Here is a 23,543-nt window from a genome sequence, read left to right as displayed (position 1 = left end):
GGCGACGCCCGGTCGACGCGGCCGTGCGCGGGGCCCCCTCGCCCAACCGGTCGCTGCCTAGGGTGACCGGCATGGCCGACCTCCCCCCGACCTCGACCTCCGCGCCCGCCGCGGGCCCCCGGCCCCGCACCGTCGCGACGGCGGCCGGGGTGGGGCTGGTGGTGGCCGCCCTGCTGGTGCTGGCCGCGCTGGTCGTGCCGCCCGCCGTCGACTGGCAGGTGTGGGCGCGCTCCGCGAGGGCGCAGGTCTCCGGCGACCTGCCGCCGCTGCACGGGTTCTGGCGGCCCGGGGTGGGGGTCGGGACCGTGCCCGCCCTCCTGCTCGCGGCAGCCGGCGTCGCCTGGGGCGGTCGACTCGCGGACCGCCTGGGCTGGCGCGGCCTCCTGCTCGTCGCGTACGGCGCGGGGCTGGCCTGGCTGCTGGCGCTCGCGCTGACCGACGGGGAGAGCGGGCTGACGCGCAAGCTGGGCGCGGACGACGAGTACCTCCCGACCGCGCGCGCGGTCGACGACGTGGGGGCGTTCCTGCAGGGCTTCACCGCCCGGATCCCCGACGAGTCCGAGGGCCAGTGGCCCACCCACGTGGCGGGCCACCCGCCGGGCATGACGCTCTTCTTCGTGCTGCTCGTGCGCCTGGGCCTGGGCGGTGACCTCGCCGCCGCGGTCGTGGTCGTGCTGCTCGCCGCGACGCTGGCGCCCGCCGTGCTCGTCACCCTCCGGGTGCTCGGGGCCGAGGCGGCGGCCCGCCGCGCGGCGCCGTTCCTCGTCCTCACCCCGTCCGCGGTCTACCTCGCCACCTCGGGCGACGCCGTCATCGCGGTCACGACCGCGTGGGGGCTCGCGTGCCTCGCGGCCGGGGCGCGGGCGAGCCGCACGGGCGGCTGGCTGGCCTGGCGCGGCCTGGCCTGGTCGGGCCTGGCCGGCGTGCTCCTCGGGCTGGGCGTGCTCATGTCCTACGGCATGCCGCTCATCGGGCTCGTCGCCCTCGCGGTGCTCCTCGTGGCGCGCTCGTGGCGCCCGCTGCCCGTGGCGGCCGCCACCGCGCTCGTCGTGGTGCTCCTCTTCGCCGCGGCCGGGTTCGCGTGGTGGGAGGCCTACCCCGTGCTGGTCGAGCGCTACTGGGCGGGCATCGCGACGCTGCGGCCCGCGTCGTACTGGGCGTGGGGGAACCTCGCCGCGCTGCTGCTCAGCGCGGGGCTCGCCGTCGGCGCCGGCGCGGGGGCCTGGGGCGCCCACGTCGCGGCCGCGCTGCGGGCCCGGCGCAGCGACGAGCCGGGGCCCGGCCCCGACCTGCGGGCCCTGCTGTGGCTCGCGGGCGGCGGGTTCGCCTGCGTCCTCGCCGCCGACGCCTCGGGCATGAGCAAGGCGGAGGTGGAGCGGATCTGGCTGCCGTTCATCCCCTGGCTGACGCTCTCGCTCGCCCTCCTGCCGGCCCGCTGGCGCACCCCGGCCCTGGGGCTGCAGGTGGTGCTGGCGCTCGTCCTGGAGCACCTCCTCTACACCAGCTGGTGAGCCGCGGGCCCGCGGCGGCGCCACCTCAGGCGCGCAGCGGCGCCGTCGCGAACGCCCGCAGCCCGTCGGCGGGCAGCACCTGCGCGCGGAAGCCGAGCTCGGCCGCCGCCCGCTCGGGCGAGGCGACGACGTGGCGCACGTCGCCGGGGCGGAACTGCCCGGTGACCTCGGGCGCGAGCCCGGCCTCGGTGCCCGTCGCGACGAGCTCGGCGACCTCGCGGATGGTGACGGGGTGGCCCGACGCGACGTTGTACGCCGCCCAGTGGCCCGGCTCGGCGGCCACCACGGCCTCGAGCGCGGCCACGTTGGCCCGCGCCACGTCGGCGACGTGCACGAAGTCGCGCACCTGGGCGCCGTCCTCGTAGACGCGCGGCGCCTCGCCCCGCTCCAGCGAGGAGCGGAACATCGCCGCCACCCCCGAGTACGGCGTGTCCCGCGGCATCCGCGGGCCGTAGACGTTGTGGTAGCGCAGCGCCACCGCCGCGGCGTCGGCCTGGCGCACCCACGAGGCGGCGTAGTGCTCCTGCGCGGCCTTGCTCGCGGCGTACGCACCCCGGGGGGCCAGCGGTGCCGACTCGTCGACGAGGGCCCAGTCGAGCGGCCCGCCGCAGACGGGGCACGGCACCTCGAAGTCGCCCGCCTCGAGCGCCGGGACCGGCCGCGGGGGCGGGCTCACGTCGCCGTGCTCCGGGCACGTGTAGCGGCCCTCGCCGTAGACCACCATCGAGGAGGCGAGCACGAGGCGGTCGACGCCGGCCTCGTGCATCGCGGCCAGCAGCACGGCGGTGCCGAGGTCGTTGTGGGAGGCGTAGTCGGGGAGGTCGGCGACCTTCACGCCTGCCCCGACGACGGCCGCCTGGTGGCACACCGCGTCGACGCCCTCGAGGAGCGCGGGCCAGACCTCGGGGCGGCGCACGTCGTGCACGTGGACGCCCGGCGGCGCCTCCGCGGAGCCGTGCGCCTGCGGGAGCATGAGGTCGACGCCCACGACCTCGTGGCCCGCCTCGGCCAGCGCGTCGGCGATCGCGCCCCCGATGAACCCGGCCGCGCCGGTGAGCAGCACGCGCATCAGGCGGGTCCGGGCACGTCGTAGGTGAGCTCGACGTCGTCGGCCCACGACGAGCAGCTGCAGCCGTCGGGGTCGGGGAGCCGCTCGATGGTCGCCGTGAGGAGACCCCGCAGGCGGTCGAGGTTCGCCTTGAACCGCTCGAACACCTCGGCCTGGCCGACGCCCTCGCCGCCCTCGGCGCCCGCGTCCATGTCGGTGACGAGCGCGATGGCGGCGTAGCACTGCCGCATCTCGCGGGCCAGCGCCGCCTCGGGGTGGCCCGTCATGTTCACGAGCGTCCAGCCCTGGTCGGCGAACCAGCGCGACTCGGCGCGCGTCGAGAAGCGCGGGCCCTCGACGACGACCATCGTGCCGCCGTCGACGATGCCGCGCTCGGCCCCGCCGCCGGTCGCCTCGCCCGCGGCGAGCACGCTGGCCCGCACCCCCGCGCAGTAGGGGTCGGCGAAGGGCAGGTGCACGGCGCCGGTCTCGACGTAGCTCTGCACCCGGCCCGACGTGCGGTCCACGAGCTGGTCGGGCACGACGACGTCGCCGGGCGCCACCTCGGGCCGCAGCCCGCCGACGGCGCAGGGCGCGAGCACCTGCCGCACCCCCAGCGAGCGCAGCGCCCAGAGGTTGGCGCGGTGGTTGATGCGGTGCGGCGGGAACTCGTGGTGCGGGCCGTGCCGCGGCACGAACGCCACGGAGCGACCCGCCACGGTGCCGACGGACACGGGGGCGGAGGGCTCGCCGTACGGCGTGGTGACCGTGACCTCGCGCGGGTCGTCGAGGAAGGAGTAGAAGCCGGTGCCGCCGATCACGGCGACGTCGGCGGTGGGGGACGAGGCGTCGTGCGTCATCCCCCCACCGTGCCAGGTCCCGCCAGCGCGCCGGGTCGATAGCGTGACCCCATGAGGTCGGCGCACACCCAGCAGCAGGTCCGGGCCGCGGAGGCGGCGCTCGCGGTGGGTCTGCCCGCCGGCACGTTGATGCAGCGGGCGGCCACCGGTCTGGCGCACGCGGTCGTGGGGCTGCTCGGCTCCGCCTACGGGCGCCGGGTCACGCTCCTCGTGGGCGGCGGGGACAACGGCGGGGACGCCCTGCTCGCCGGCGCGCTCCTCGCCCGCCGCGGGGTCGCGGTCGAGGCCGTGCTGCTGGCGGACGAGGTGCACGCCGCGGGGCTGGCGGCGCTGCGCGCGGCCGGCGGCCGGGTGCGGCGGGGGCTGGGTGAGGACGACGGGGCCGGCGCGCGACGCCGGCTGCCCGAGGTCGTGGTGGACGGCATCGTCGGCATCGGCGGTCGTCCCGGGCTCCGCCCCGACGCCCGGCGCGCGCTCGAGGTGCTGGCCCCCGCGGGGTCGGGCGTCAAGGTCGTGGCCGTCGACGTCCCCAGCGGCGTCGAGGTCGACACGGGGCGCCTGCCGGAGGCCGACCACGTGCGGGCCGACCTGACCGTCACGTTCGGCACCCACAAGGTCGCCCACCTCGTGGACCCGGCCGCGGCCGCGGCCGGCACGGTGCACCTCGTCGACATCGGGCTGGGCCCGCACCTGCCGCTCGCCGAGGTCGAGGCGCTGCAGGCGGCGGACGTCGCGGCCCTGCTGCCCCGGCCGGCGCCGGACGCCCACAAGTACGTGCGGGGCGTCGTCGGCGTCCGCGCCGGGTCGGGACGCTACCCGGGCGCCGGCCTGCTGGCCGTCGCGGGCGCGGCGACCGGCCTCGTCGGGATGGTGCGCTACGTCGGGGACCCGGCCGTGCTCGACCGCGTGCGGCACGTGCACCCCGAGGTCGTCGGGGTCGGCCGCGTGCAGGCCTGGACGGTCGGCTCGGGCGGTGACGAGCGCGCCGGGGCCGCCCTGCGGGCCGCGCTCGCCGACGGGGTGCCCGTCGTCGTCGACGCGGAGGCCCTGCGTCACGTCGACCCCGAGCAGGGCCTGCCCGTGCCGGCCGTGCTGACGCCGCACGCCGGCGAGCTGGCCTCGATGCTCGGCGTCGAGCGCGCCGCGGTGGAGGCCGACCAGCTCACCCACGCCCGCCGCGCGGCCGAGCGCCACGACGCCGTCGTGCTGCTGAAGGGCCGCCGCTCCGTCGTCGCCCGCCCCGACGGCCGGGCGCGCGTCGTCGCGAGCGGCACGCCGTGGCTCGCGACCGCGGGGGCCGGCGACGTGCTGGGCGGCCTCGTGGGCGCGCTGCTCGCGGCCGGGCTGACGCCGTACGACGCCGCCTCCGCCGGCGCGTGGCTGCACGGGGCGGCCGCGACGTACGCGAGCCAGGGCGGCCCCATCACCGCCGGGCAGGTGGCCGACGCCATCCCCGAGGTGGTGCGCGACCTGCTCGTCGGCCTGCGATGATCGCCCCCATGTCTGCCGCGGACCGCCCGGAGGTCGTCGTCGACCTCGCGGCCGTGCGGCACAACGTCCGCGTGCTGCGGGAACGGGTCGCGCCGGCCGCGATGATGACCGTCGTCAAGGCCGACGGCTACGGCCACGGGATGGTCGAGGTGGCGCGCGCCGCCCGCGCGGCCGGCACCGACTGGCTGGGCGTGGCGACGCCCGCGGAGGCCTTGGTGCTGCGCGCCGCGGGCGACGAAGGACCGCTGCTCTGCTGGCTGACGATGCCGGGCGAGGACCTCGCGCCGGTGGTCGCCGCGGGCGTGGACGTGACGGCGTACTCGCCCGTCGAGGTCGACGGCGTGGTGCGGGCGGCCCGGGCCACCGGCCGGCCCGCCCGGCTCCAGCTGAAGGTCGACACGGGTCTGCACCGCGGCGGCGCCCTGCCCGAGGCCTGGCCCGCGCTCGTGGCCTCGGCTCGCGCGGCGGAGACGGCCGGGGACCTGCGCGTCACGGGGATCTGGTCCCACCTCGCCGCCGCCGAGGAGCCCGCGCACCCGGCGAACGCCGCGCAGGAGGAGGTCTTCCGCGCCGCGCTGGAGGTGGCGCACGCCGCCGGCCTGCGGCCCGAGGTGCGGCACCTCGCCAACTCCGCCGGGGCGCTGCTGCGGCCCGACGCCCGGTTCGACCTCGTGCGGTGCGGCATCGCGTCGTACGGCATCGACCCCGCCCCCGACGTGCCGGAGGCCGACGTGCCCGGGGGACGGCCCGCGCTCGTGCCGGCCATGACGGTGCGCGCGCCCCTCGTGCTGAGCAAGGCGCTGCGGCCGGGCGACGGTGTCTCCTACGGCCACACCTGGGTCGCCGACCGGGCGACGACGGTGGGGCTCGTCCCGCTGGGGTACGGCGACGGCGTCCCCCGGCACGCCGCTGCCGGCGTGGGCCCGGAGCAGGCCGCGGAGGTGCTGGTCGCGGGCCGCCGCCGGCCGGTGCGGGGCCGCGTCTGCATGGACCAGTTCGTCGTCGACCTCGACGGCGAGCTGCTGCCGCCCGGCACCCCCGTCGTGCTGCTCGGCCCGGGCACCGCCGGCGAGCCGACCGCGCTGGAGTGGGCGCGGGCCTGCGGCACGATCGACTACGAGGTCGTCACCCGCATGCGCGGGCGAGCACGGCGGGTCCACGTCGACAGCGAGGGGGTACGTCGTGGCTGACGGGTCGCACGAGGGCCGGGCCGGCCGGCGGGCGCTGTGGGCGCTGGCCGCCGGTGCGACGGGTGCCGCACTGGCCGGTGCCGCCGCGGCCGGGGTCGCGCACCGGCGCAAGGTCATCGGACGCCGCGGCGCCGGCGACGAGGTCGAGCTGGGGTCGCTGCGCTCGCCCGCCGTGACGGTCGTGGCCGACGACGGCGTCGCGCTGCACGTCGAGGTCGACGAGCCCGAGGCGGCGCCGGCCGGGGTGACGGGCGGCGTGCTCCCGACGGTCGTGTTCGTCCACGGCTACGCCCTCGACCTCGACTGCTGGCACTTCCAGCGGGCCGCCTACCGGGGCCAGGTGCGCACCGTCTTCTACGACCAGCGCTCGCACGGACGCTCGGGCCGGTCGAGCCGGGAGAACGCCACGATCGAGCAGCTCGGCCGCGACCTGCGGACGGTGCTCGACCACGTGGTGCCCGAGGGCCCCGTCGTGCTCGTGGGCCACTCGATGGGCGGCATGACGGTCATCGCCCTGGCCGAGGAGCACCCGGAGATGTTCGGCGACCGCGTCGTGGGCGTCGGTCTCGTCTCCACCACCGCGGGCGGCCTCGACCCGAGCCGCGTGCTGGTGCCCGTGCTGCCCCGCACCATCGGCGGCCAGCTCGCCGTGCGCGCGGTCGCCGCGCTGGCGCGGGGCCACCGGGTGGTCGACGGCTTCCGGCGCGCCGGGCGGGCCGTCGCACTGGTGGCCACCGAGCGCTACGCGTTCGGCAGCGAGGTGCCCGAGAGCTACGTCCGCTTCGTCGACCGGATGCTCAGCCGCACCTCCTTCGAGGTGCTCGCCGAGTTCTTCCCGGCGTTCGGCACCCTCGACAAGTTCGCGGTCGTCGAGGCGCTCGAGTCCGTCCCCACGACGATCGTCTGCGGCACCGCCGACAAGCTCACCTCCATCGGCCACAGCCGCAAGCTGCACGCCCACATCGCCGGGTCGCGCCTGCTCGAGCTCGACGACGCGGGGCACATGGTCATCCTCGAGCGGCACGAGCGCGTGAACGAGGCCCTCGACGACCTCCTGGAGGCGGCCTCCCGTGGCTGACGTCGCTCCCGCCGCTCCCGCCGCTCCCGCCGCTCCCGCCGGTCCCGCCGTGCCCGCCGCACCCGTCGTACCCGTCGCAGGCACCCTGGCCGTGCGGCTCGTGGGTCCCGGGGAGGCCGCGCGGGTCCACGCCGTGGTGCGCGCCGCGTTCGCGGCCCGTCCGGCGCTCGACCCGCCGGCGGACGCGCTCGCCGAGACGCCCGCGTCGCTGGCCGCCGCCCTGCGCCCCGCGGGCGGGATGCTGGCCGAGGCGACCGGCCCCGACGGCGCCGGCGAGGCGGTCGGTGCCCTGCTCCTCGACCCCGACCCGGTGCGGGGGCTGGTGTGGGTGCGCCGCTTCGGGGTGCTGCCCGGGTGGCAGGCCCACGGGGTCGGGTCGCGCATGGTCGAGGCCGTCGTCGCGCACGCCGGCGACCGCACGCTCGCCGTCCTCGCCCGTCCGGAGCTGCCCCGCTCGCTGGCGTTCTGGGAGGCGCACGGCTTCGTCGAGTCAGGTCGGCCCGCGCCGTACGTCGAGCTCGTCCGCCCCGCGGGGGGTGCCCGGTGAGCGGCGGGGCGAGCGGTGTGGCGTCGGTCCACGAGGTGCCCGACGCCGACGCCATGCGGGCGCTCGGCCGGCGGCTGGCCGCGGTGCTGCGGGCGGGCGACCTGCTCGTGCTCACCGGGGGGCTGGGGGCCGGGAAGACCACCTTCACCCAGGGCCTCGGTGCCGGCCTCGGCGTGCGCGGCGACGTCACGTCGCCGACCTTCGTCATCGCGCGGGTGCACCCCTCGACCGTCGGCGGGCCGGACCTCGTGCACGTGGACGCCTACCGCCTCGGGGGCGCGGCCGAGCTCGACGACCTCGACCTCGACGCCTCGCTGGACGAGGCCGTCACCGTCGTCGAGTGGGGCGCCGGTCTGGCCGAGCAGCTCGCCGACGAGCGCCTCGAGGTCGTGATCGAGCGCGCGGAGGGCGGCGACGGGGCCGTGGGGGCCGAGGGGGCCGAGGTCGCCGACCCCCGCGTCGTCCGCGTGCGCGGCGTCGGCCCGCGCTGGGCCGGCGTGCTCGTCTAGGCTCGCCCGCGTGCTGCTCGCCTTCGACACCGCCACGCCCCGGGTCTGCGCGGCGGTCTACGACGCGGACACCGACACCGTCCTCGCCGCCGGCGTCGCCGAGCGCCCCATGAAGCACGGGGAGCAGCTCGCGCCGCTCGTCGCGTCCTGCCTCGCGCAGGCCGGCGTCGACCGGTTCGACCTCACGGCGCTCGTCGTCGGGGTGGGCCCGGGCCCCTTCACCGGCCTGCGGGTCGGGCTGGTGACCGCCCGCACGCTGGCGCACGTGCTCGAGCTCCCGACGTACGGCGTGTGCACCCTCGACGCGCTCGCCGTCGAGGCCGTGGCCACCGGCGCGGTGGGCGAGCCGTTCCTCGTCGCCACGGACGCGCGGCGCAAGGAGGTCTACCTGGCGTCGTACGACGCCGACGGCACCCGCCGCGAGGGTCCCGTCGTGGCCCGGCCCGCCGACGTGGCGTCCGACGTGCCGGTCGTCGGGGCCGGCGCGCTGCTCTACCCCGAGGCCTTCCCGCGGTCCGTCGGGCCCACCGAGCCCGACGCCGGCTGGCTCGCGCGGGCGGTCGCGGGCGAGCGGGTGGAGCTGCTCGACCCCGAGCCGCTCTACCTGCGGCGCCCCGACGCCGTCGCCGCCGCCGACCGGTGAGCGCGGGCGAGCCCCCGGCGCTGCGGATCGCCCGGCCCGCCGACGTCTCCCGGCTGGTCGCCCTCGAGGCCGCCCTCTTCGGGGTCGACGCGTGGAGCGCCGACCTCGTCGCCGAGGAGCTCACCGGCCCGGGGCGCACCGTGGTGGTGGCCGCGCCGCCGGCCGGTGGACCGGGCACGCCCTCGGCCGGACCGGTCGTCGGGTACGCCGTCCTGGGCGTCGCGGGCGACGTCGCCGACCTGCTCCGCATCGGGGTGGCACCCGAGGCGCGGCGTACCGGTGTGGCCACGGCGCTCCTCGCCGCGGTGCTCGACGTCGCTCGCCAGGCGGGCGCCGAGCGCCTGCTGCTCGAGGTGGCCGCGGGCAACGCGGGGGCGGTGGCGTTCTACGCGCACGCCGGGTTCGCCGAGATCCACCGTCGGCCGCGGTACTACCGCGACGGCTCCGACGCGCTGGTGCTGCAGCGGGAGCTGTAGTCCCGCAGGCGCCGGCCGGCGCGTGGTCCCGCGGCCGGCTGGCCGGTGGCGGCTCGGGTGAGCGGCGCTGGTCTGCCACTGCCGGCCGCGGCCTTCCCGACGCGGCGCTCTCTCCCTCCGGCGAGGAGCCGACGCGTGTGCACCAGCAGCGGGCTCGGCGGTGCTCGAGGTGAGTCCTGTCGTGCAGGTGGGCCGAGTGCCCAAAGGCTGGGGACGGACCGTTGCCCGGATCTCGCGCCCGGCGTAGAATCGAACACATGTTCGACGACCTGGTCCCGGCGGAGCTGCTCGCTGCGGCGTCCGCTGCGGTGCGCGATCGTCGGCTCGCCGAGGTGCGCGACCTGGAGCTGCTGGCCGCGTGGGCGGCGCTGCACTCGGGGGAGTCGGCGCGCCGCGGCAACCCGCTCGTGCCCGTGGGTGGCGAGGGCACCCCGCGGGTGCAGGACCACGCGCTGGGCGAGATCGCCCTGGCCCGCGGCACCGGGGTCACGGCGACGGTGAACGCGCTGGCCGACGTGCTCGACCTGCAGCACCGGCTGCCCCGCACCTGGGCGGTGCTGCGGACGGGGACGGCGGAGGTGTACGTCGCGCGCCGGGTCGCCCGCATGTCCCGCCACCTGCCGCTCGACCGCGTCGGGGTGGTCGACGCCGCGATCGCCCGGATGATCGCCACCGAGGCCGGCGGCCGGGTGATCGCCGTCGCCGAGGCGAAGGTGGTCGAGGCCGACCCCGACCTGCACGAGGCCCGCGCCGAGGAGGAGCGCCGTCGGCGCTACGTCGGTCTGGGCCGCAGCGACGAGCACGGGCTGCGGACGCTGATCGCCCGGATCGACGCGGGCGACGCCGCCTGGGTCGACGCGACCGTCACGCGGACGGCGGAGATCCTCGCGCCGCAGCACCCCGACGCGGGAGCGGACGAGCTGCGGGCCGTGGCGCTCGGCTACCTCGCCCGACCCGCCGAGCTGCTGCAGCTGCTGGTGGAGTCCGAGGCGAAGGCCGAGACGCGAGCCGAGGCGGGGGACGCCGACACGCAGGCCAGGGACGAGCCGTCCCGGGCCACCGCGTTCCCCGCCGACCTCCTCGACGCGCTCCGCACCACGGACTGGAGCGCCCTGCGCCCGCGGTCGACGCTCTACGTCCACCTGCACGAGGCGGTGCTGCTCGGCGAGACGGGCGTGACGCGGGTCGAGCAGCTGGGCCCCCGCACCCTCACCGCCCTGCAGGGGCTGCTCGCCGGGGCGGAGGTGACGGTCCGGCCCGTCATCGACCTGGCGGACCGGGTCCGCACCACCGCCTACGAGCACCCGGAGTCGCTCCGGGAGCGCGTCCACCTCGTCACCGGTGGCGACTACTGGCCCTACGCGACCTCCACCAGCCGGGCGGTCGACCTCGACCACCCCACGCCGTACGACGACACGGGCCCACCGGGGCGCGCGCAGACGGGCACCCACAACAGCGGCCCCCTCGGCCGCCGGCACCACCGGTGGAAGACGCACGCCGGTTACCGCTCCCGCCAGACGGGACCGGGCCGCTACGTCTGGTCGACCCCGCACGGGCTCGGCTTCCTCGTCGACCACGCAGGCACCCACGTCGTCTCGTCGGCGGAGGCCCGGCTGATGATCGCGGTGCCGCGCACGGTCGACGCCGACCTCTGCTGACGCCGGCGACCTCTGGAACAATGGCTCCGGTGAGCAACGAACCCCTCGTCCTCGGCATCGAGACCTCGTGCGACGAGACGGGCGTCGGCATCGTGCGGGGCACGACCCTGCTCGCCGACGCGGTCGCCACGAGCGTCGACGAGCACGCCCGCTTCGGCGGCGTCGTGCCCGAGGTCGCGAGCCGGGCCCACCTCGAGGCGATGGTGCCGACGATCGAGCGGGCCTGCGCGACCGCCGGCGTGCGGCTGCGCGACCTCGACGCCGTCGCCGTGACGAGCGGCCCCGGGCTCGCCGGCGCGCTGCTCGTCGGCGTCGCCAGCGCCAAGGCCCTCGCGCTCGGCCTCGGCAAGCCCCTGTACGGCGTCAACCACCTCGCAGCGCACGTCGCCGTCGACCAGCTCGAGCACGGTCCGCTCCCCGAGCCCTGCATCGCCATGCTGGTCTCCGGCGGTCACTCCAGCCTGCTGCGGGTCACCGACCTGACGCTCGGCGTCGACCCGATGGGCGCCACCATCGACGACGCCGCGGGGGAGGCGTTCGACAAGGTCGCCCGCCTGCTCGGCCTGCCGTTCCCGGGCGGGCCGCACATCGACCGGGCCGCGGGTTCGGGTGAGGTGACCATCGACTTCCCCCGCGGCCTCAGCGCGCGGCGCGACCTCGAGCGGCACCGCTTCGACTTCTCGTTCTCCGGCCTCAAGACCGCCGTCGCCCGCTGGGTCGAGGCGCGCGAGCGGGCGGGGGAGACCGTGCCCGTCGCCGACGTGGCCGCGAGCTTCCAGGAGGCCGTCTGCGACGTCCTCGTGCGCAAGGCGCTCGACGCCGCCACCTCCGAGGGCGTCGAGGACCTCCTCGTCGGCGGCGGTGTGGCCGCCAACACCCGGCTGCGCGCGATGGTCGTCGAGCGTGCCGAGCGCGTGGGTGTCCGCGTCCGCATCCCGCGCCCGGGCCTGTGCACCGACAACGGCGCCATGGTCGCGGCGCTCGGCTCAGAGATGGTCGCCCGCGGCCGCACGCCCTCCGCGCTGGACCTGCCGGCCGACTCCTCCCAGCCCGTCACCAGCGTCCTGGTCTGAGGTCGTCGGTCCGGGGCGATACGTTGGCGGGCGAGACGACGTACGGGCCCCGGCCCGGGAAGAGGGAGACGCTGATGCACGAGGTCAAGGCGGTCGTGGCGAAGGCCAAGGGCGAGCCGGTGAGCCTGGAGACGATCCTGGTGCCGGACCCGGGGCCGGGTGAGGCGCTGGTGCAGGTGCAGGCCTGCGGGGTGTGCCACACGGACCTGCACTACCGCGAGGGCGGCATCAACGACGAGTTCCCCTTCCTGCTGGGCCACGAGGCGGCCGGCGTCGTCGAGGCGGTCGGCGAGGGCGTCACGACGGTCGCCCCGGGCGACTTCGTGGTCCTCAACTGGCGCGCGGTGTGCGGTGACTGTCGCGCGTGCGACCGGGGGGAGCCGCAGTACTGCTTCGCCACGCACAACGCGACCCAGAAGATGACGCTGGCCGACGGCACCCCGCTGTCGCCGGCGCTGGGCATCGGCGCGTTCGCCGAGAAGACCCTCGTCGCGGCCGGGCAGTGCACGAAGGTCGACCCCGAGGCACGGCCGGCGGCCGTGGGCCTGCTGGGCTGCGGCGTCATGGCCGGCATCGGTGCGGCGATGAACACGGGCAACGTGTCGCGCGGCGACGTCGTGGCCGTCATCGGCTGCGGTGGCGTCGGCGTCGCGGCGATCGCGGGCGCGGCGCTGGCCGGCGCGGGCACGATCATCGCGGTCGACATCGACGCGGGGAAGCTCGAGGCGGCGACGAAGCTGGGCGCCACCCACACGGTGAATTCTTCGGAGACCGACGCGGTCGAGGCCATCAAGGCCATCGCCGGCGCGGCCGCGGGCCACCGGGGCGCCGACGGCGCCGACGTCGTCATCGACGCGGTCGGTCGCCCCGAGACGTGGAAGCAGGCGTTCTACGCACGTGACCTCGCCGGCACCGTCGTCCTCGTCGGCGTCCCCACGCCCGACATGACCATCCCCGAGATCCCGCTGATCGACGTGTTCGGTCGCGGTGGGTCGCTGAAGTCGAGCTGGTACGGCGACTGCCTGCCGAGTCGCGACTTCCCGATGCTGGTCGACCTCTACCGCCAGGGCCGTCTCGACCTCGACGCGTTCGTCACCGAGGAGATCGCCATCGACGGCGTCGAGGCCGCCTTCGAGCGGATGCACCAGGGCGACGTGCTGCGCTCGGTCGTGGTGCTCTGATGGCCGCCCGCATCGACCACGGCGTCGTCGCCGGCACGTTCTCGCTCGACGGCGAGACGTTCGACGTCGACAACAACGTCTGGGTCGTGGGTGACGACGCCGAGTGCGTCGTCATCGACGCCCCGCACGACGTGGACGCGATCCTGGGCATCGTGGGGGACCGGAAGGTCAAGGCGATCGTGTGCACCCACGCCCACGACGACCACGTCCGCGTCGCGCCCGCCCTGCGCGAGCGCGTCACGGCGCCGATCCTGCTGCACCCCGACGACCGCCCCCTCTGGGAGCTCACCCACACCGACGAGCTGTGGGACGTCGACCTCAGCGACGGCCAGGAGATCGCGGTCGGGGGCACCACGCTGCAGGTGCTCCACACGCCGGGCCACGCCCCGGGCGCGGTGTGCCTCTACGCCCCCGAGCTGGGCGCCGTCTTCACCGGCGACACCCTGTTCAACGGCGGGCCGGGCGCCACCGGCCGCTCGTTCTCCGACCGCCCCACGATCGAGGCGTCGATCCGCGCGAAGCTCTTCGCGCTGCCCGACGGCACGGTCGTGCACACCGGCCACGGCGACGACACCACCATCGCGGCCGAGAAGGCCGCCCTCGGCTGAGACCGTCGGGTCCTTGACCGGATCCTGACGGGGCGGTGCCGTTCCCTGACGGCCTGCCCCCTCCCCGGGGCGCGCGGCCGGGCGGAGGCTGGGGCCGTGAACCGCGAGTACCTCGTCCCCGTCCGCACCACCCGCTGCGGCGCCCTCGTCCTGCGCACCGCCCGCGTCGACGGCGTGGGCCGCGTCGGCCTGGCCTTCAGCGGTCGCCGCGCGCTCGAGGCCGCGATGGGTACGGCGACGCCCGCCGTCGAGATGTCCCTCGGCGCCCTGCAGGCGATGCTGCTGCCCCTCGGCGTCGAGGAGGTCGAGGTCGACCCCTGCCTCGTCGCGCACGTCGCGCGCCCCGCGACCGTCGGGCCCGCCGTACTCTCGGGGGCGTGAGCGAGAGCGACCAGCAGGCGTCCGCCGAGCGCATCGAGGTCCAGCGCGTCGTGGCGGCGCCGCCTGCCGCCGTCTACGACCTGCTCACCGACCCGCAGGGCCACGTCGACATCGACGCCTCCGGCATGCTCATGGACGCCACCGGTGAGCGGCCGTGCGCGGTGGGGGACAGCTTCGTCGTCCACATGGACCGCGACGCCCTGGGCGACATCCCCGACCTGCACGAGTACGACGTCACGGTCGTCATCGAGTCGCTCGTGCCCGACCGCGAGGTCTCCTGGAGCATCGTCGGGCGCGTCAGGCCGCCGATCGGGCACGTCTACGGCTACCGCCTGGAACCGGTCGAGCCCGGCGCCGACGGTCGCGAGCGCACGCTCGTGACCAGCTTCTACGACTGGTCGGCCGCGCGGCCGGAGTGGAAGGCGATCTTCCCGCTCATCCCCGAGCAGAGCCTCAAGGCCACCCTCGGCATCCTCGCCCGCACCGTCGTGCGCCGGGGCCGGGCGGGCTGAGCTCGCCACGACCGACCGACGGGCTCGGGCCCGATCAGGCCCCGACGATCCGCAGCGCGATCTCGGCGTACCGCTCGCCGACGTCCTCGGGGCTCCACCCGCCGCCCTCGCGGTACCACCGCGCCAGGTCGATGCCCATCGACAGCACGGCCGCCGCGGCGATGCGCGGGTCGGGGCAGGCGAACCGTCCGGTCGCCACCCCGTCGACGACGATGCCGCGCAGCTCGGCGTCGATGGCGCGCCGCAGCCCGTTGATCTCCGCGAGGTGCGGCTCGCTCAGCGCCGCCAGCTCGTAGTTCACGATCCGGGCCCGCGTGTGCCCGCGGGCGTGGTGGACCGCGAAGTCGCGCACCGCCTGCCGCAGCTGCTCGGCGGGGTCCGGGTCGGCGGCACGCGCCCGCCGCAGCAGCTCGAGCGTGGCCAGGTGGCCCTCGCGCGAGATGACGAAGAGCAGCTCCTCCTTGGAGCGGTGGTGCACGTAGAGGGCGGCCGGGCTCATCTGGGCCCCGGTGGCGATGTCGCGCGTCGTCGTGCCGTGGAACCCCTTCTCGGCGAAGGCCCGCACGGCCGCCTCGACGAGCCGGGACCGCGAGCTGTCGGCGCGGCTGGGGCTCGGGGCCGTCTCGGTCTCGTCCACCGGCACATCCTCTCGGGAGGGGTTGACGCGGGTCGCGTCCTGTCCCATGCTCGCACTAAGCAAGCGCTTAGTCACCCCCGGTCGCGACCCGTGCGCGCCCCGACGCAGAAGAGGTCCCCATGCCCGAAGCCGTGATCGTCTCCGCCGCCCGCTCGCCCATGGGCCGCGCGGGCAAGGGTTCCCTCAAGGGCATGCGCCCCGACGACCTCGCGCTGCAGATGGTCGAGGCCGCCCTGGCCAAGGTGCCCGAGCTCGACCGCCGCGACATCGTCGACATCGCCCTCGGCGTGGGTCAGCCCGCGGGCGAGTCCGGGTTCAACCTGGCCCGCGCCGTCGCGGTGCTCGGCGGCATGGACCACCTGCCGGGCGTCACCGTCAACCGCTACTGCTCCTCGAGCCTGCAGACCACCCGCATGGCGTTCCACGCCATCAAGGCCGGCGAGGGCGACGTCTTCCTCTCCGCCGGCGTCGAGACGGTGAGCCGCTTCGGTGCCGGGTTCTCCGACATCGACGCCGCGCAGAACCCCGTCTTCGCCGACGCCGTGGCCCGCACCGCGCGCCGCGCCGAGGGGGGCGGCGAGTCGTGGACCGACCCGCGCGAGAGCGGCGAGCTGCCCGACCTCTACATCGCGATGGGCCAGACCGCCGAGAACGTGGCGGAGGCGATCGGCATGACGCGCGAGGAGCAGGACCGGTTCGCGGTCCGCAGCCAGAACCTCACCGAGAAGGCCATCGCCGACGGGTTCTGGGCGAAGGACATCACCCCGGTCACGCTGCCCGACGGCAGCGTCGTGTCGAGCGACGACGGGCCGCGGGCGGGCACGACGTACGAGGCCGTCAGCGGCCTCAAGCCGGTCTTCCGTCCCGACGGCACCGTGACGGCCGGCAACGCCTGCCCGCTCAACGACGGCGCCGCGGCGCTCGTCGTCATGAGCGACACGAAGGCGAAGGAACTGGGGCTCACGCCGCTGGCGCGCATCGTCTCGACCGCGGTCACCGGCCTCTCGCCGGAGATCATGGGCCTCGGGCCCGTCGAGGCCATCCCCGCAGCCCTGCGCCACGCCGGGATGCAGCTGGGTGACATCGACCTGTTCGAGATCAACGAGGCGTTCGCCGTGCAGGCGCTCGGCTCCGCGCAGCAGATCGGCATCGACGTCGACAAGCTCAACGTCAACGGCGGCGCCATCGCGCTCGGTCACCCCTTCGGGATGACGGGCGCGCGCATCACGAGCACCCTCATCAACTCCCTGCAGCACCACGACAAGCAGTTCGGCGTCGAGTCGATGTGCGTCGGCGGTGGCCAGGGCATGGCGATGGTGCTGGAGCGCCTCTCGTGACGATGGCCGACGGCACCCCCGTCAGCGAGGCGTTCAGCGCCCCCGTCGGGAGCACCGCGGTCGTCACCGGCGCGGCCGGCGGCATCGGCCGGGCGCTCGCCGCCCGGCTCGTCGCCGGCGGCCTGCGCGTCGTCGTCAGCGACCGCGACCCGGCGGCGACCGAGCAGGTCGCCACCGAGGTCGGAGCCGAGGGTGCCGTCGCGGGGGACCTGGCCACCGCGGCCGGGGTCGAGGCGGTCGTCGCAGGCGCCGAGGCCGTCCTCGGCCCGATCGACGTGTGGTGCGGCAACGCCGGAATCGAGGCGGGTCACGGCCTCGACGCCGACGACGCGGCGTGGACGCTGGCCCAGGACGTCAACGTCCTCGCCCACGTGCGGGCCGCGCGGCTGCTCGTGCCCGGCTGGCTCGAGCGCGGTCGCGGCCGGTTCGTCGTCACGGCCTCCGCGGCGGGCCTGCTCACCATGCTGGGGAGCCCGACGTACTCGGTCACGAAGCACGGCGCCGTCGCCTTCGCGGAGTGGCTGTCGGCGACCTACCGCCACCGCGGCGTGGTCGTGCAGGCCATCTGCCCCCAGGGCGTGCGCACGCGCATGCTCGAGGAGTCCGGCCCGCTCAAGGAGCTGCTGACCCGCGACGAGGCGCTGGCCCCGGAGGAGGTGGCCGAGGCGCTGTGGGCCTCCTTCGCCGACGACCGGTTCCTCGTGCTGCCGCACCCGCAGGTCGCGGACTACTACGTCGGCCGCGCCCGCGACACCGACCGCTGGCTGGGGCAGATGAACCGGCTCCAGCAGGCGCTCGAGGCCGGCGGCCACCGGGCCTGACGCCCGCCCGCGCCACCCACCCACCCCATCGCCGTGCCACCCCACCCCACCCAGCACCCTGGAGGACCCCCCGTGAACGACACCCAGCGCGTCGCGATCGTCACCGGCGCCGCCCGCGGCATCGGGGCCGCGGTCGCCCGCCGCCTCGCCACCGACGGCCACGCCGTCGCCGTGCTCGACCTCGACGAGGCCGCCTGCGGCGCGGTGGTCGCCGAGATCGAGGCCGCCGGGGGCCGGGGGCTCGCCGTCGGCGTGGACGTCACCGACGAGGAGGGCGTCACCGAGGCCGTCCGGCGCGTCACCGAGGCGCTCGGCGCGCCGACCATGCTCGTCAACAACGCCGGCATCATCCGCGACAACGTGCTGCTGAAGATGTCCGCGGACGACTGGGACTCGGTCGTCGCGGTGCACCTGCGGGGGGCGTTCCTGCTGTCGCGGGCCGTCGCCGCGCCGATGCGCGAGGCCGGCTTCGGCCGCATCGTCAACCTGTCGAGCACCTCCGCCCTCGGCAACCGCGGCCAGGCGAACTACTCCGCCGCCAAGGCCGGCATCCAGGGGCTGACGAAGACCCTGGCGATCGAGCTGGGTCGGTACGGCGTGACCGCCAACGCCATCGCCCCGGGCTTCATCGAGACCGACATGACCGCGGCCACCGCGGCCCGGGTCGGCATGGACTTCGAGGAGTTCAAGCAGGCCGCCGCCTCCCAGATCCCCGTCGCGCGCACCGGCCGCCCCGACGACATCGCCCACGCCGTGTCGTTCTTCGCCAGCGAGGGCGCCGGCTTCGTCTCCGGCCAGGTGCTCTACGTCGCCGGCGGCCCCCGTGCCTGAGTCCGCTCCCGGGTCAGCAGCCGGGCCGCGCATCGTCGACGGCGTCGCCGGGGTGCGCGAGCTCGTCGGCACCCACCTCGGCCACTCCGGCTGGCACACCGTGACCCAGCAGCAGGTCGACACGTTCGCGGAGGCCACCGGCGACCACCAGTGGATCCACGTCGACCCCGAGCGGGCCGCCGCCGGCCCGTTCGGCGGCACCATCGCCCACGGCTACCTGACCCTGTCGCTGGTGCCGATGCTCGGCCAGCAGGTCTACACGGTCACCGGCCTGCGCATGGGCGTGAACTACGGCAGCAACAAGGTGCGGTTCCCGGCGCCCGTGCCGGTCGGCTCGCGGGTGCGCGCCGGCGTCGAGATCCTCGCGCTCGAGCCCGGCGGCGGCGGCCACCAGCTCACGACGCGGGTCACGGTGGAGATCGAGGGCGGCGCGAAGCCCGCCTGCGTGGCCGAGGTCGTCAGCATCCTGGTCGGGTGACGGCGCCCCGATGACCGACACCGACGTCCCGGGTCTCGACCCCGCCGCGCTCACCGCCTGGTGGCGCGCCACCCTCACCACCGACCCCGCCACCGAGCTGGCCGGCGACCTGCGCGGCTCCCTCATCGCCGGGGGCAAGTCCAACCTGACCTACCGCGTCGGCGACGGCGCCCGCACGTGGATCGTGCGCCGCCCGCCCCTGGGCCACGTGCTGGCCACCGCCCACGACATGGCGCGCGAGCACCGGGTGATGACCGCCCTGGCGCCGACGACGGTGCCGGTCCCCGCGACGTACGCGCTGTGCAGCGACGACACGGTGCTCGGCGCCCCCTTCTACGTCATGGCCGACGTCGCGGGCACGCCGTACCGGACCGCCGACCAGCTCGCCCCCCTCGGCCCCGAGCGCACCCGGCGGATCAGCGAGGGGCTCGTCGACACCCTCGCCGCGCTCCACGCCGTGGCGCCCGAGGAGGTCGGTCTCGGCGACTTCGGGCGCCCCGAGGGCTTCCTCGTGCGCCAGGTACGCCGGTGGTCGACGCAGCTGGAGCGCTCCCGCTCGCGCGACCTCCCGGCGGCCGACGAGCTCCAGCGGCGCCTCGAGGGCGCCGTCGAGGCGGCGGCCGCGGGCACCCGCCCGGGCATCGTGCACGGCGACTACCGCCTCGACAACGCGCTCGTCGACGACACCGGTGCCGTGGCGGCCGTCATCGACTGGGAGATGGCCACGCTGGGCGACACGCTCACCGACGTCGCCCTGATGGTCCTCTACGGCCGCCTCGCCGAGGTCGCCCCGGGCGCCGTCGCCGACGCCGGCCGCGCGCCCGGCTTCCTCGACGAGGACGCGATCCTCGAGCGCTACGCCGCCGCGCGGGACACCGACCTGCGCGCCCTCGACGTCCACCTCGGGCTCGCCGCGTTCAAGCTCGCCGTGATCCTCGAGGGCATCCACTTCCGGCACCAGCACGGCCAGACCGTCGGCGACGGCTTCGCCGACGTCGGCGCGGTCGTCGTACCCCTCCTGGAGATGGGGCTCGCCGCCCTGCCCGCACGCCCCTGACCAGCGCCCGTCCCAGCACCGCCCACCCCAGCACCGGCCCCGAGCGAGGACACCACGATGGACTTCCGCCACGACGCCCGCACCGAGGAGCTGCTCTCCTCGCTGGACGACCTGCTGACCACCCACGTCGAGCCCGCCGACGCCCGGTTCACCGCCGAGCTCGACGCGCTCGAGGACCCGTGGGCCTGGTCCACGGTGCCGGTCTTCGACGAGCTGCGTGCCGAGGCACGGCGCCGGGGGCTGTGGAACCTGTTCCTCCCCGGCGAGCACGGGCCGGGGGTGACGAACCTGCAGTACGCGCCGCTCGCCGAGCTCACCGGACGCGCCCCCCGCCTGGGCCCGGCGGCGCTCAACTGTTCCGCCCCGGACACCGGCAACATGGAGGTGCTGTCGATGTTCGGCAGCCCCGAGCAGCAGGAGCGGTGGCTGCGCCCGCTGCTCGACGCCGAGATCCGTTCGGCGTTCGCCATGACCGAGCCCGACGTCGCCTCGTCCGACGCGACCAACATCGCGACGCGCATCGTCCGCGACGGCGACGAGTACGTCGTGAGTGGGCGGAAGTGGTGGATCACGGGCGCGATGAACCCGCAGGCCGAGTTGCTCATCGTCATGGGCAAGACCGACCCTAACGCCGACCGCCACCGCCAGCAGTCGATGATCCTGGTGCCCCGCGACACCCCGGGCGTCGAGATCGTCCGGCCGATGGAGGTCTTCGGGTACGACGACCGCGACCACGGCGGGCACGCCGAGATCGTCTTCCACGACGTCCGGGTGCCCCGCGCGAACCTGGTGGGCGAGGAGGGCCAGGGCTTCGCGATCGCCCAGGCCCGGCTCGGCCCGGGCCGCATCCACCACTGCATGCGCTCCATCGGCGTCGCCGAGCGCGCCATCGAGCTGATGTGCGCCCGCGCCGACGGCCGCGTGGCGTTCGGACGCTCGCTGTCGGAGCAGGGCGTCGTGCGCGACTGGATCGCCGAGTCCCGGGTGCGCCTCGAGCAGCTGCGCCTGCTGGTCCTCAAGGCGGCGTGGCTCATGGACACCGTCGGCAACCGCGGCGCCCACACCGAGATCCAGGCGATCAAGATCGCGACGCCGTCGACCGTGCAGTGGATCCTCGACAAGGCCATCCAGGTGCACGGCGCGGGCGGGCTGTCGCAGGACTTCCCCCTCGCGGCGTCGTACGCCGGCATCCGCACGCTGCGCTTCGCCGACGGCCCCGACGAGGTGCACAAGCAGGCCCTGGCCCGCCACGAGCTGCGCCGCCAGGCCGACCGCCGCGCCGCCGCGGGGCAGCCGGCGTGAGCGCCGCCGCCGAGCTGCGCGAGCGGGTCGCCGCGTTCCTCGCCGAGCACGACCCCGCCACGACCGAGCGCCTCGACCACCTCCGGGCCCGGTACGACGCGGGGCTGGCGTGGGTGCACTTCCCGCCGGGTCGCGGCGGGCTGGGGCTGCCCCGGGCCCTGCAACCGGTGGTCGAGGAGGCGTTCGCCGCCGCCGGCGCGCCCGACAACGCGCCCCACCGCAACGGCATCGGCCTCGGCATGGCCGCCCCCACGATCCTCGCCTTCGGCACCCCCGAGCAGCAGGACCGCTTCCTGCGCCCGCTGTGGACGGGGGAGGAGACGTGGTGCCAGCTGTTCTCGGAGCCGGGCGCCGGCTCCGACCTCGCCGCGCTCGGCACCCGGGCGGTGCTCGACGGCGACACGTGGGTGGTCGACGGCCAGAAGTTGTGGACCTCGGGCGCCCACACGGCCCGGTTCGCGATCCTCGTGGCCCGCACCGACCCGGACGTGCCGAAGCACCGCGGGCTGACCTACTTCCTGTGCGACATGACCGACCCCGGCGTCGAGGTCCGCCCGCTGCGCCAGCTCACCGGCGAGGCCGAGTTCAACGAGGTGTTCCTCACCGGCGTCCGCATCCCCGACGCCCACCGGCTGGGCGAGGTGGGGGAGGGCTGGCGCGTCGCGACGGCCACCCTCGACCACGAGCGCGTCGCGATCGGCGCCGGGTCGCCCGCGCGGGAGAGCGGCATGGTGGGCCGGGTCGCCGAGACCTGGCGCGCCCACCCCGAGGCGCGCACGCCCGGCCTGCACGACCGGCTCGTGCGGCACTGGGTCGACGCCGAGGTCGCCCGCGCCGCCGGGCTGCGGCTGCAGCAGAAGCTGGCCCGCGGCCAGCTCGGGCCCGAGGGGGCGGCGATGAAACTCGTCTTCGCGCGCCTCGCCCAGCAGCTCTCCGGGCTCGAGGTCGAGCTCCTCGGCGACGACGGCCTGCGCTACTCCGACTGGACCCTGGTGCGCCCCGACCGGGTCGACTTCACCGGCCGCGACGCCGGCTACCGCTACCTGCGCGCCAAGGGCAACTCCATCGAGGGCGGCACCTCGGAGATCCTGCGCAACATCGTCGCCGAGCGGGTGCTCGGACTGCCCGGGGAGCCCCGGGTCGACAAGGACGTGCCGTGGAAGGAGATCCCGCGATGACCACCCACGCCGTCCCGGACCTGCTCGACTCCGAGGTCGTCTCCGACCTCCGCGCGGCCGTGCGCGACCTGCTCGCCGACCGGTGCCCCGTCGGGGCCGTCACGGCCTGCTACGACGGCGACCGGTCCCTCGTCGCGCCCCTGTGGCGCGCCGTCGGCGTCGACCTGGGCCTCGCCGGGCTGCTCGTCGACGAGGACCGTGGCGGGCACGGTGCCTCCCTGCGGGAGGCGGCGGCCGTCGCCGAGGAGCTCGCCGCCGCCGTCGCCCCCGTGCCCTTCGTGACCAGCGCGGTCGTCGCGACGACCGTGCTCGCCCACGCCGGGACGTCGGAGGCCGACCGCCTGCTGGCCGACCTCGCGGGCGGGCAGGTGACGGCGAGCCTCGTCGTACCGTGGACGACCGCGCCGGAGGGGCGTGTGCCGGCGGTCGGGGCCCGCGTCGTGGTGCGCTCCGTCGCCGGGGCGCTCGAGGCCCACGTGCTGCTCGTGCCGACCGGCGCCGGCGACGCGCTCGAGCTGCGGGCGGTGCCCGTGGGTGACGGCGTCACCGTCGAGCCGGTCGTCTCCCTCGACATGACCCGCCAGCTCGCCGACGTCACCGTCGACGCGGCGGCCCTCGCGGCCGCGCCCGTCGTCGCGACCGACGCGCGCGACGCGCTGCGGGCGGGCCTGCGGGCCGGTACGGCGGTGCTCGCCGCCGAGCAGGTCGGCCTCGCCCGGCGCTGCCTGGTCGACACCGTGGCCTACCTGCAGCAGCGCCGGCAGTTCGGCCGGGTGCTGGGCGGTTTCCAGGCCCTCAAGCACCGGTTGGCCGACGTCTACGTCGACGTCGAGTCCATGGGTGCCGCGGCCGCGTTCGCGGTGGGCACCCTCGCCGACGTCGACGACGACCTCGAGCAGGCGCTCGTCACCGCCGTCGCGGCGGCCGCCTGCTCCGACACGGCCGTGCGGGTGGCGGAGGAGATGGTGCAGCTGCACGCCGGCCTCGCGATGACCTGGGAGCACCCTGCCCACCTGCTGCTCAAGCGCGCCAAGTCCGACCAGCTCGCGCTGGGCAGCCCGGAGCGCCACCGGGCCGTCGTCGCGCGCCTGGCCGACCTCGACCCGCCCGGGACGCGCCTGGGGTGACCCGGCGGG

At 76.3% G+C, this 23,543-nt stretch carries 24 protein-coding genes and 1 pseudogene; 22 read left to right on the top strand and 3 right to left on the bottom strand.

The annotated features are described in order from the left end of the window. The first annotated feature begins 71 nt into the window (after positions 1–71). Positions 72–1,511, top strand: coding sequence for a hypothetical protein (locus KK617_RS01610; protein WP_277497643.1), 1,440 nt, complete (start codon positions 72–74; stop codon positions 1,509–1,511). 25 nt (positions 1,512–1,536) lie between these two features. On the opposite strand, the gene KK617_RS01605 is transcribed toward KK617_RS01610, so the two are convergent. Next, the gene (locus KK617_RS01605; protein ID WP_277497642.1) at positions 1,537–2,580 is read right to left on the bottom strand and encodes an NAD-dependent epimerase/dehydratase family protein; all 1,044 of its coding nucleotides are present in this window, start codon (positions 2,578–2,580) and stop codon (positions 1,537–1,539) included. After that, complete coding sequence (locus KK617_RS01600; protein WP_277497641.1) at positions 2,580–3,419, bottom strand: S-methyl-5'-thioadenosine phosphorylase; 840 nt, start codon at positions 3,417–3,419, stop codon at positions 2,580–2,582. Before KK617_RS01600 ends, KK617_RS01605 begins: the two co-directional genes overlap by 1 nt. A gap of 51 nt (positions 3,420–3,470) precedes the next feature. Here KK617_RS01600 and KK617_RS01595 point away from each other — a divergent pair, with 51 nt between their 5' ends. The 13 genes and pseudogenes from KK617_RS01595 (at position 3,471) to KK617_RS01535 (ending at position 14,766) form a co-directional block, all read left to right on the top strand. Further along, positions 3,471–4,910, top strand: a complete 1,440-nt coding sequence (locus KK617_RS01595; protein ID WP_277497640.1) for an NAD(P)H-hydrate dehydratase — start codon at positions 3,471–3,473, stop codon at positions 4,908–4,910. 8 nt (positions 4,911–4,918) lie between these two features. Next, positions 4,919–6,100 carry an alanine racemase gene (gene alr / locus KK617_RS01590; protein WP_277497639.1) on the top strand — a complete coding sequence of 394 codons (1,182 nt, stop codon included), beginning with the start codon at positions 4,919–4,921 and terminating at the stop codon, positions 6,098–6,100. Beyond that, the gene (locus KK617_RS01585) at positions 6,093–7,178 is read left to right on the top strand and encodes an alpha/beta hydrolase (protein WP_277497638.1); all 1,086 of its coding nucleotides are present in this window, start codon (positions 6,093–6,095) and stop codon (positions 7,176–7,178) included. The genes alr and KK617_RS01585 overlap by 8 nt, the downstream gene beginning before the upstream one ends. Beyond that, complete coding sequence (locus tag KK617_RS01580; protein WP_277497637.1) at positions 7,171–7,725, top strand: GNAT family N-acetyltransferase; 555 nt, start codon at positions 7,171–7,173, stop codon at positions 7,723–7,725. Before KK617_RS01585 ends, KK617_RS01580 begins: the two co-directional genes overlap by 8 nt. A gap of 35 nt (positions 7,726–7,760) precedes the next feature. Continuing rightward, positions 7,761–8,234, top strand: a pseudogene (tsaE, locus tag KK617_RS01575) (tRNA (adenosine(37)-N6)-threonylcarbamoyltransferase complex ATPase subunit type 1 TsaE); the annotation flags it as partial. 10 nt (positions 8,235–8,244) lie between these two features. Next, on the top strand, positions 8,245–8,877 hold the full coding sequence (gene tsaB / locus KK617_RS01570; protein ID WP_277497636.1) for a tRNA (adenosine(37)-N6)-threonylcarbamoyltransferase complex dimerization subunit type 1 TsaB: 633 nt from the start codon (positions 8,245–8,247) through the stop codon (positions 8,875–8,877). Continuing rightward, the gene (locus KK617_RS01565) at positions 8,874–9,353 is read left to right on the top strand and encodes a GNAT family N-acetyltransferase (protein WP_277497635.1); all 480 of its coding nucleotides are present in this window, start codon (positions 8,874–8,876) and stop codon (positions 9,351–9,353) included. The genes tsaB and KK617_RS01565 overlap by 4 nt, the downstream gene beginning before the upstream one ends. Before the next feature lie 257 nt (positions 9,354–9,610). Beyond that, entirely contained in the window at positions 9,611–11,011 is a 1,401-nt protein-coding gene (locus KK617_RS01560) for a hypothetical protein (protein ID WP_277497634.1), read from the top strand. Positions 11,012–11,040: 29 nt separating this feature from the next. Further along, complete coding sequence (gene tsaD, locus KK617_RS01555) at positions 11,041–12,084, top strand: tRNA (adenosine(37)-N6)-threonylcarbamoyltransferase complex transferase subunit TsaD (RefSeq protein ID WP_277497633.1); 1,044 nt, start codon at positions 11,041–11,043, stop codon at positions 12,082–12,084. Between the two features lie 74 nt (positions 12,085–12,158). Continuing rightward, positions 12,159–13,265: an S-(hydroxymethyl)mycothiol dehydrogenase gene (locus tag KK617_RS01550; RefSeq protein WP_277497632.1), complete on the top strand. Its 1,107-nt coding sequence runs from the start codon at positions 12,159–12,161 to the stop codon at positions 13,263–13,265. Beyond that, positions 13,265–13,873 carry an MBL fold metallo-hydrolase gene (locus KK617_RS01545; RefSeq protein ID WP_277497631.1) on the top strand — a complete coding sequence of 203 codons (609 nt, stop codon included), beginning with the start codon at positions 13,265–13,267 and terminating at the stop codon, positions 13,871–13,873. The genes KK617_RS01550 and KK617_RS01545 overlap by 1 nt, the downstream gene beginning before the upstream one ends. 96 nt (positions 13,874–13,969) lie before the next feature. Next, the gene (locus KK617_RS01540) at positions 13,970–14,254 is read left to right on the top strand and encodes a hypothetical protein (protein WP_277497630.1); all 285 of its coding nucleotides are present in this window, start codon (positions 13,970–13,972) and stop codon (positions 14,252–14,254) included. Beyond that, a complete protein-coding gene (locus tag KK617_RS01535) occupies positions 14,251–14,766 on the top strand; it encodes a polyketide cyclase (RefSeq protein WP_277497629.1) in 516 nt (171 codons plus the stop codon). The genes KK617_RS01540 and KK617_RS01535 overlap by 4 nt, the downstream gene beginning before the upstream one ends. Before the next feature lie 34 nt (positions 14,767–14,800). Here KK617_RS01535 and KK617_RS01530 read toward each other — a convergent pair whose 3' ends face one another. Next, positions 14,801–15,403, bottom strand: coding sequence for a TetR family transcriptional regulator (locus tag KK617_RS01530; RefSeq protein ID WP_277497628.1), 603 nt, complete (start codon positions 15,401–15,403; stop codon positions 14,801–14,803). 119 nt (positions 15,404–15,522) lie between these two features. Between KK617_RS01530 and KK617_RS01525 the strand changes: the two genes are divergently transcribed. From KK617_RS01525 to KK617_RS01490, 8 genes are all read left to right on the top strand, one after another. Then, positions 15,523–16,740 (top strand): acetyl-CoA C-acetyltransferase, encoded by a 1,218-nt coding sequence (locus KK617_RS01525; RefSeq protein ID WP_277497627.1) that lies wholly within the window; start codon positions 15,523–15,525, stop codon positions 16,738–16,740. A gap of 2 nt (positions 16,741–16,742) precedes the next feature. Further along, on the top strand, positions 16,743–17,561 hold the full coding sequence (locus KK617_RS01520; RefSeq protein ID WP_277497690.1) for an SDR family oxidoreductase: 819 nt from the start codon (positions 16,743–16,745) through the stop codon (positions 17,559–17,561). Positions 17,562–17,633: 72 nt separating this feature from the next. Beyond that, positions 17,634–18,392, top strand: coding sequence for a 3-oxoacyl-ACP reductase FabG (fabG, locus tag KK617_RS01515; protein ID WP_277497626.1), 759 nt, complete (start codon positions 17,634–17,636; stop codon positions 18,390–18,392). Beyond that, positions 18,385–18,870 (top strand): MaoC family dehydratase, encoded by a 486-nt coding sequence (locus tag KK617_RS01510; protein ID WP_346812588.1) that lies wholly within the window; start codon positions 18,385–18,387, stop codon positions 18,868–18,870. Before fabG ends, KK617_RS01510 begins: the two co-directional genes overlap by 8 nt. A gap of 10 nt (positions 18,871–18,880) precedes the next feature. Then, entirely contained in the window at positions 18,881–19,927 is a 1,047-nt protein-coding gene (locus tag KK617_RS01505) for a phosphotransferase family protein (protein WP_277497625.1), read from the top strand. A gap of 57 nt (positions 19,928–19,984) precedes the next feature. Further along, the gene (locus tag KK617_RS01500) at positions 19,985–21,229 is read left to right on the top strand and encodes an acyl-CoA dehydrogenase family protein (protein ID WP_277497624.1); all 1,245 of its coding nucleotides are present in this window, start codon (positions 19,985–19,987) and stop codon (positions 21,227–21,229) included. Then, positions 21,226–22,407, top strand: coding sequence for an acyl-CoA dehydrogenase family protein (locus tag KK617_RS01495; RefSeq protein WP_277497623.1), 1,182 nt, complete (start codon positions 21,226–21,228; stop codon positions 22,405–22,407). The genes KK617_RS01500 and KK617_RS01495 overlap by 4 nt, the downstream gene beginning before the upstream one ends. Continuing rightward, positions 22,404–23,534, top strand: coding sequence for an acyl-CoA dehydrogenase family protein (locus tag KK617_RS01490; protein ID WP_277497622.1), 1,131 nt, complete (start codon positions 22,404–22,406; stop codon positions 23,532–23,534). The genes KK617_RS01495 and KK617_RS01490 overlap by 4 nt, the downstream gene beginning before the upstream one ends. The last annotated feature ends 9 nt before the right edge of the window (positions 23,535–23,543 follow it).

This window comes from Nocardioides sp. ChNu-99, from assembly GCF_029493445.1.
Classification (GTDB): Bacteria; Actinomycetota; Actinomycetes; order Propionibacteriales; family Nocardioidaceae; genus Nocardioides.
This window is presented reverse-complemented; position numbering and strand designations above follow the sequence as displayed.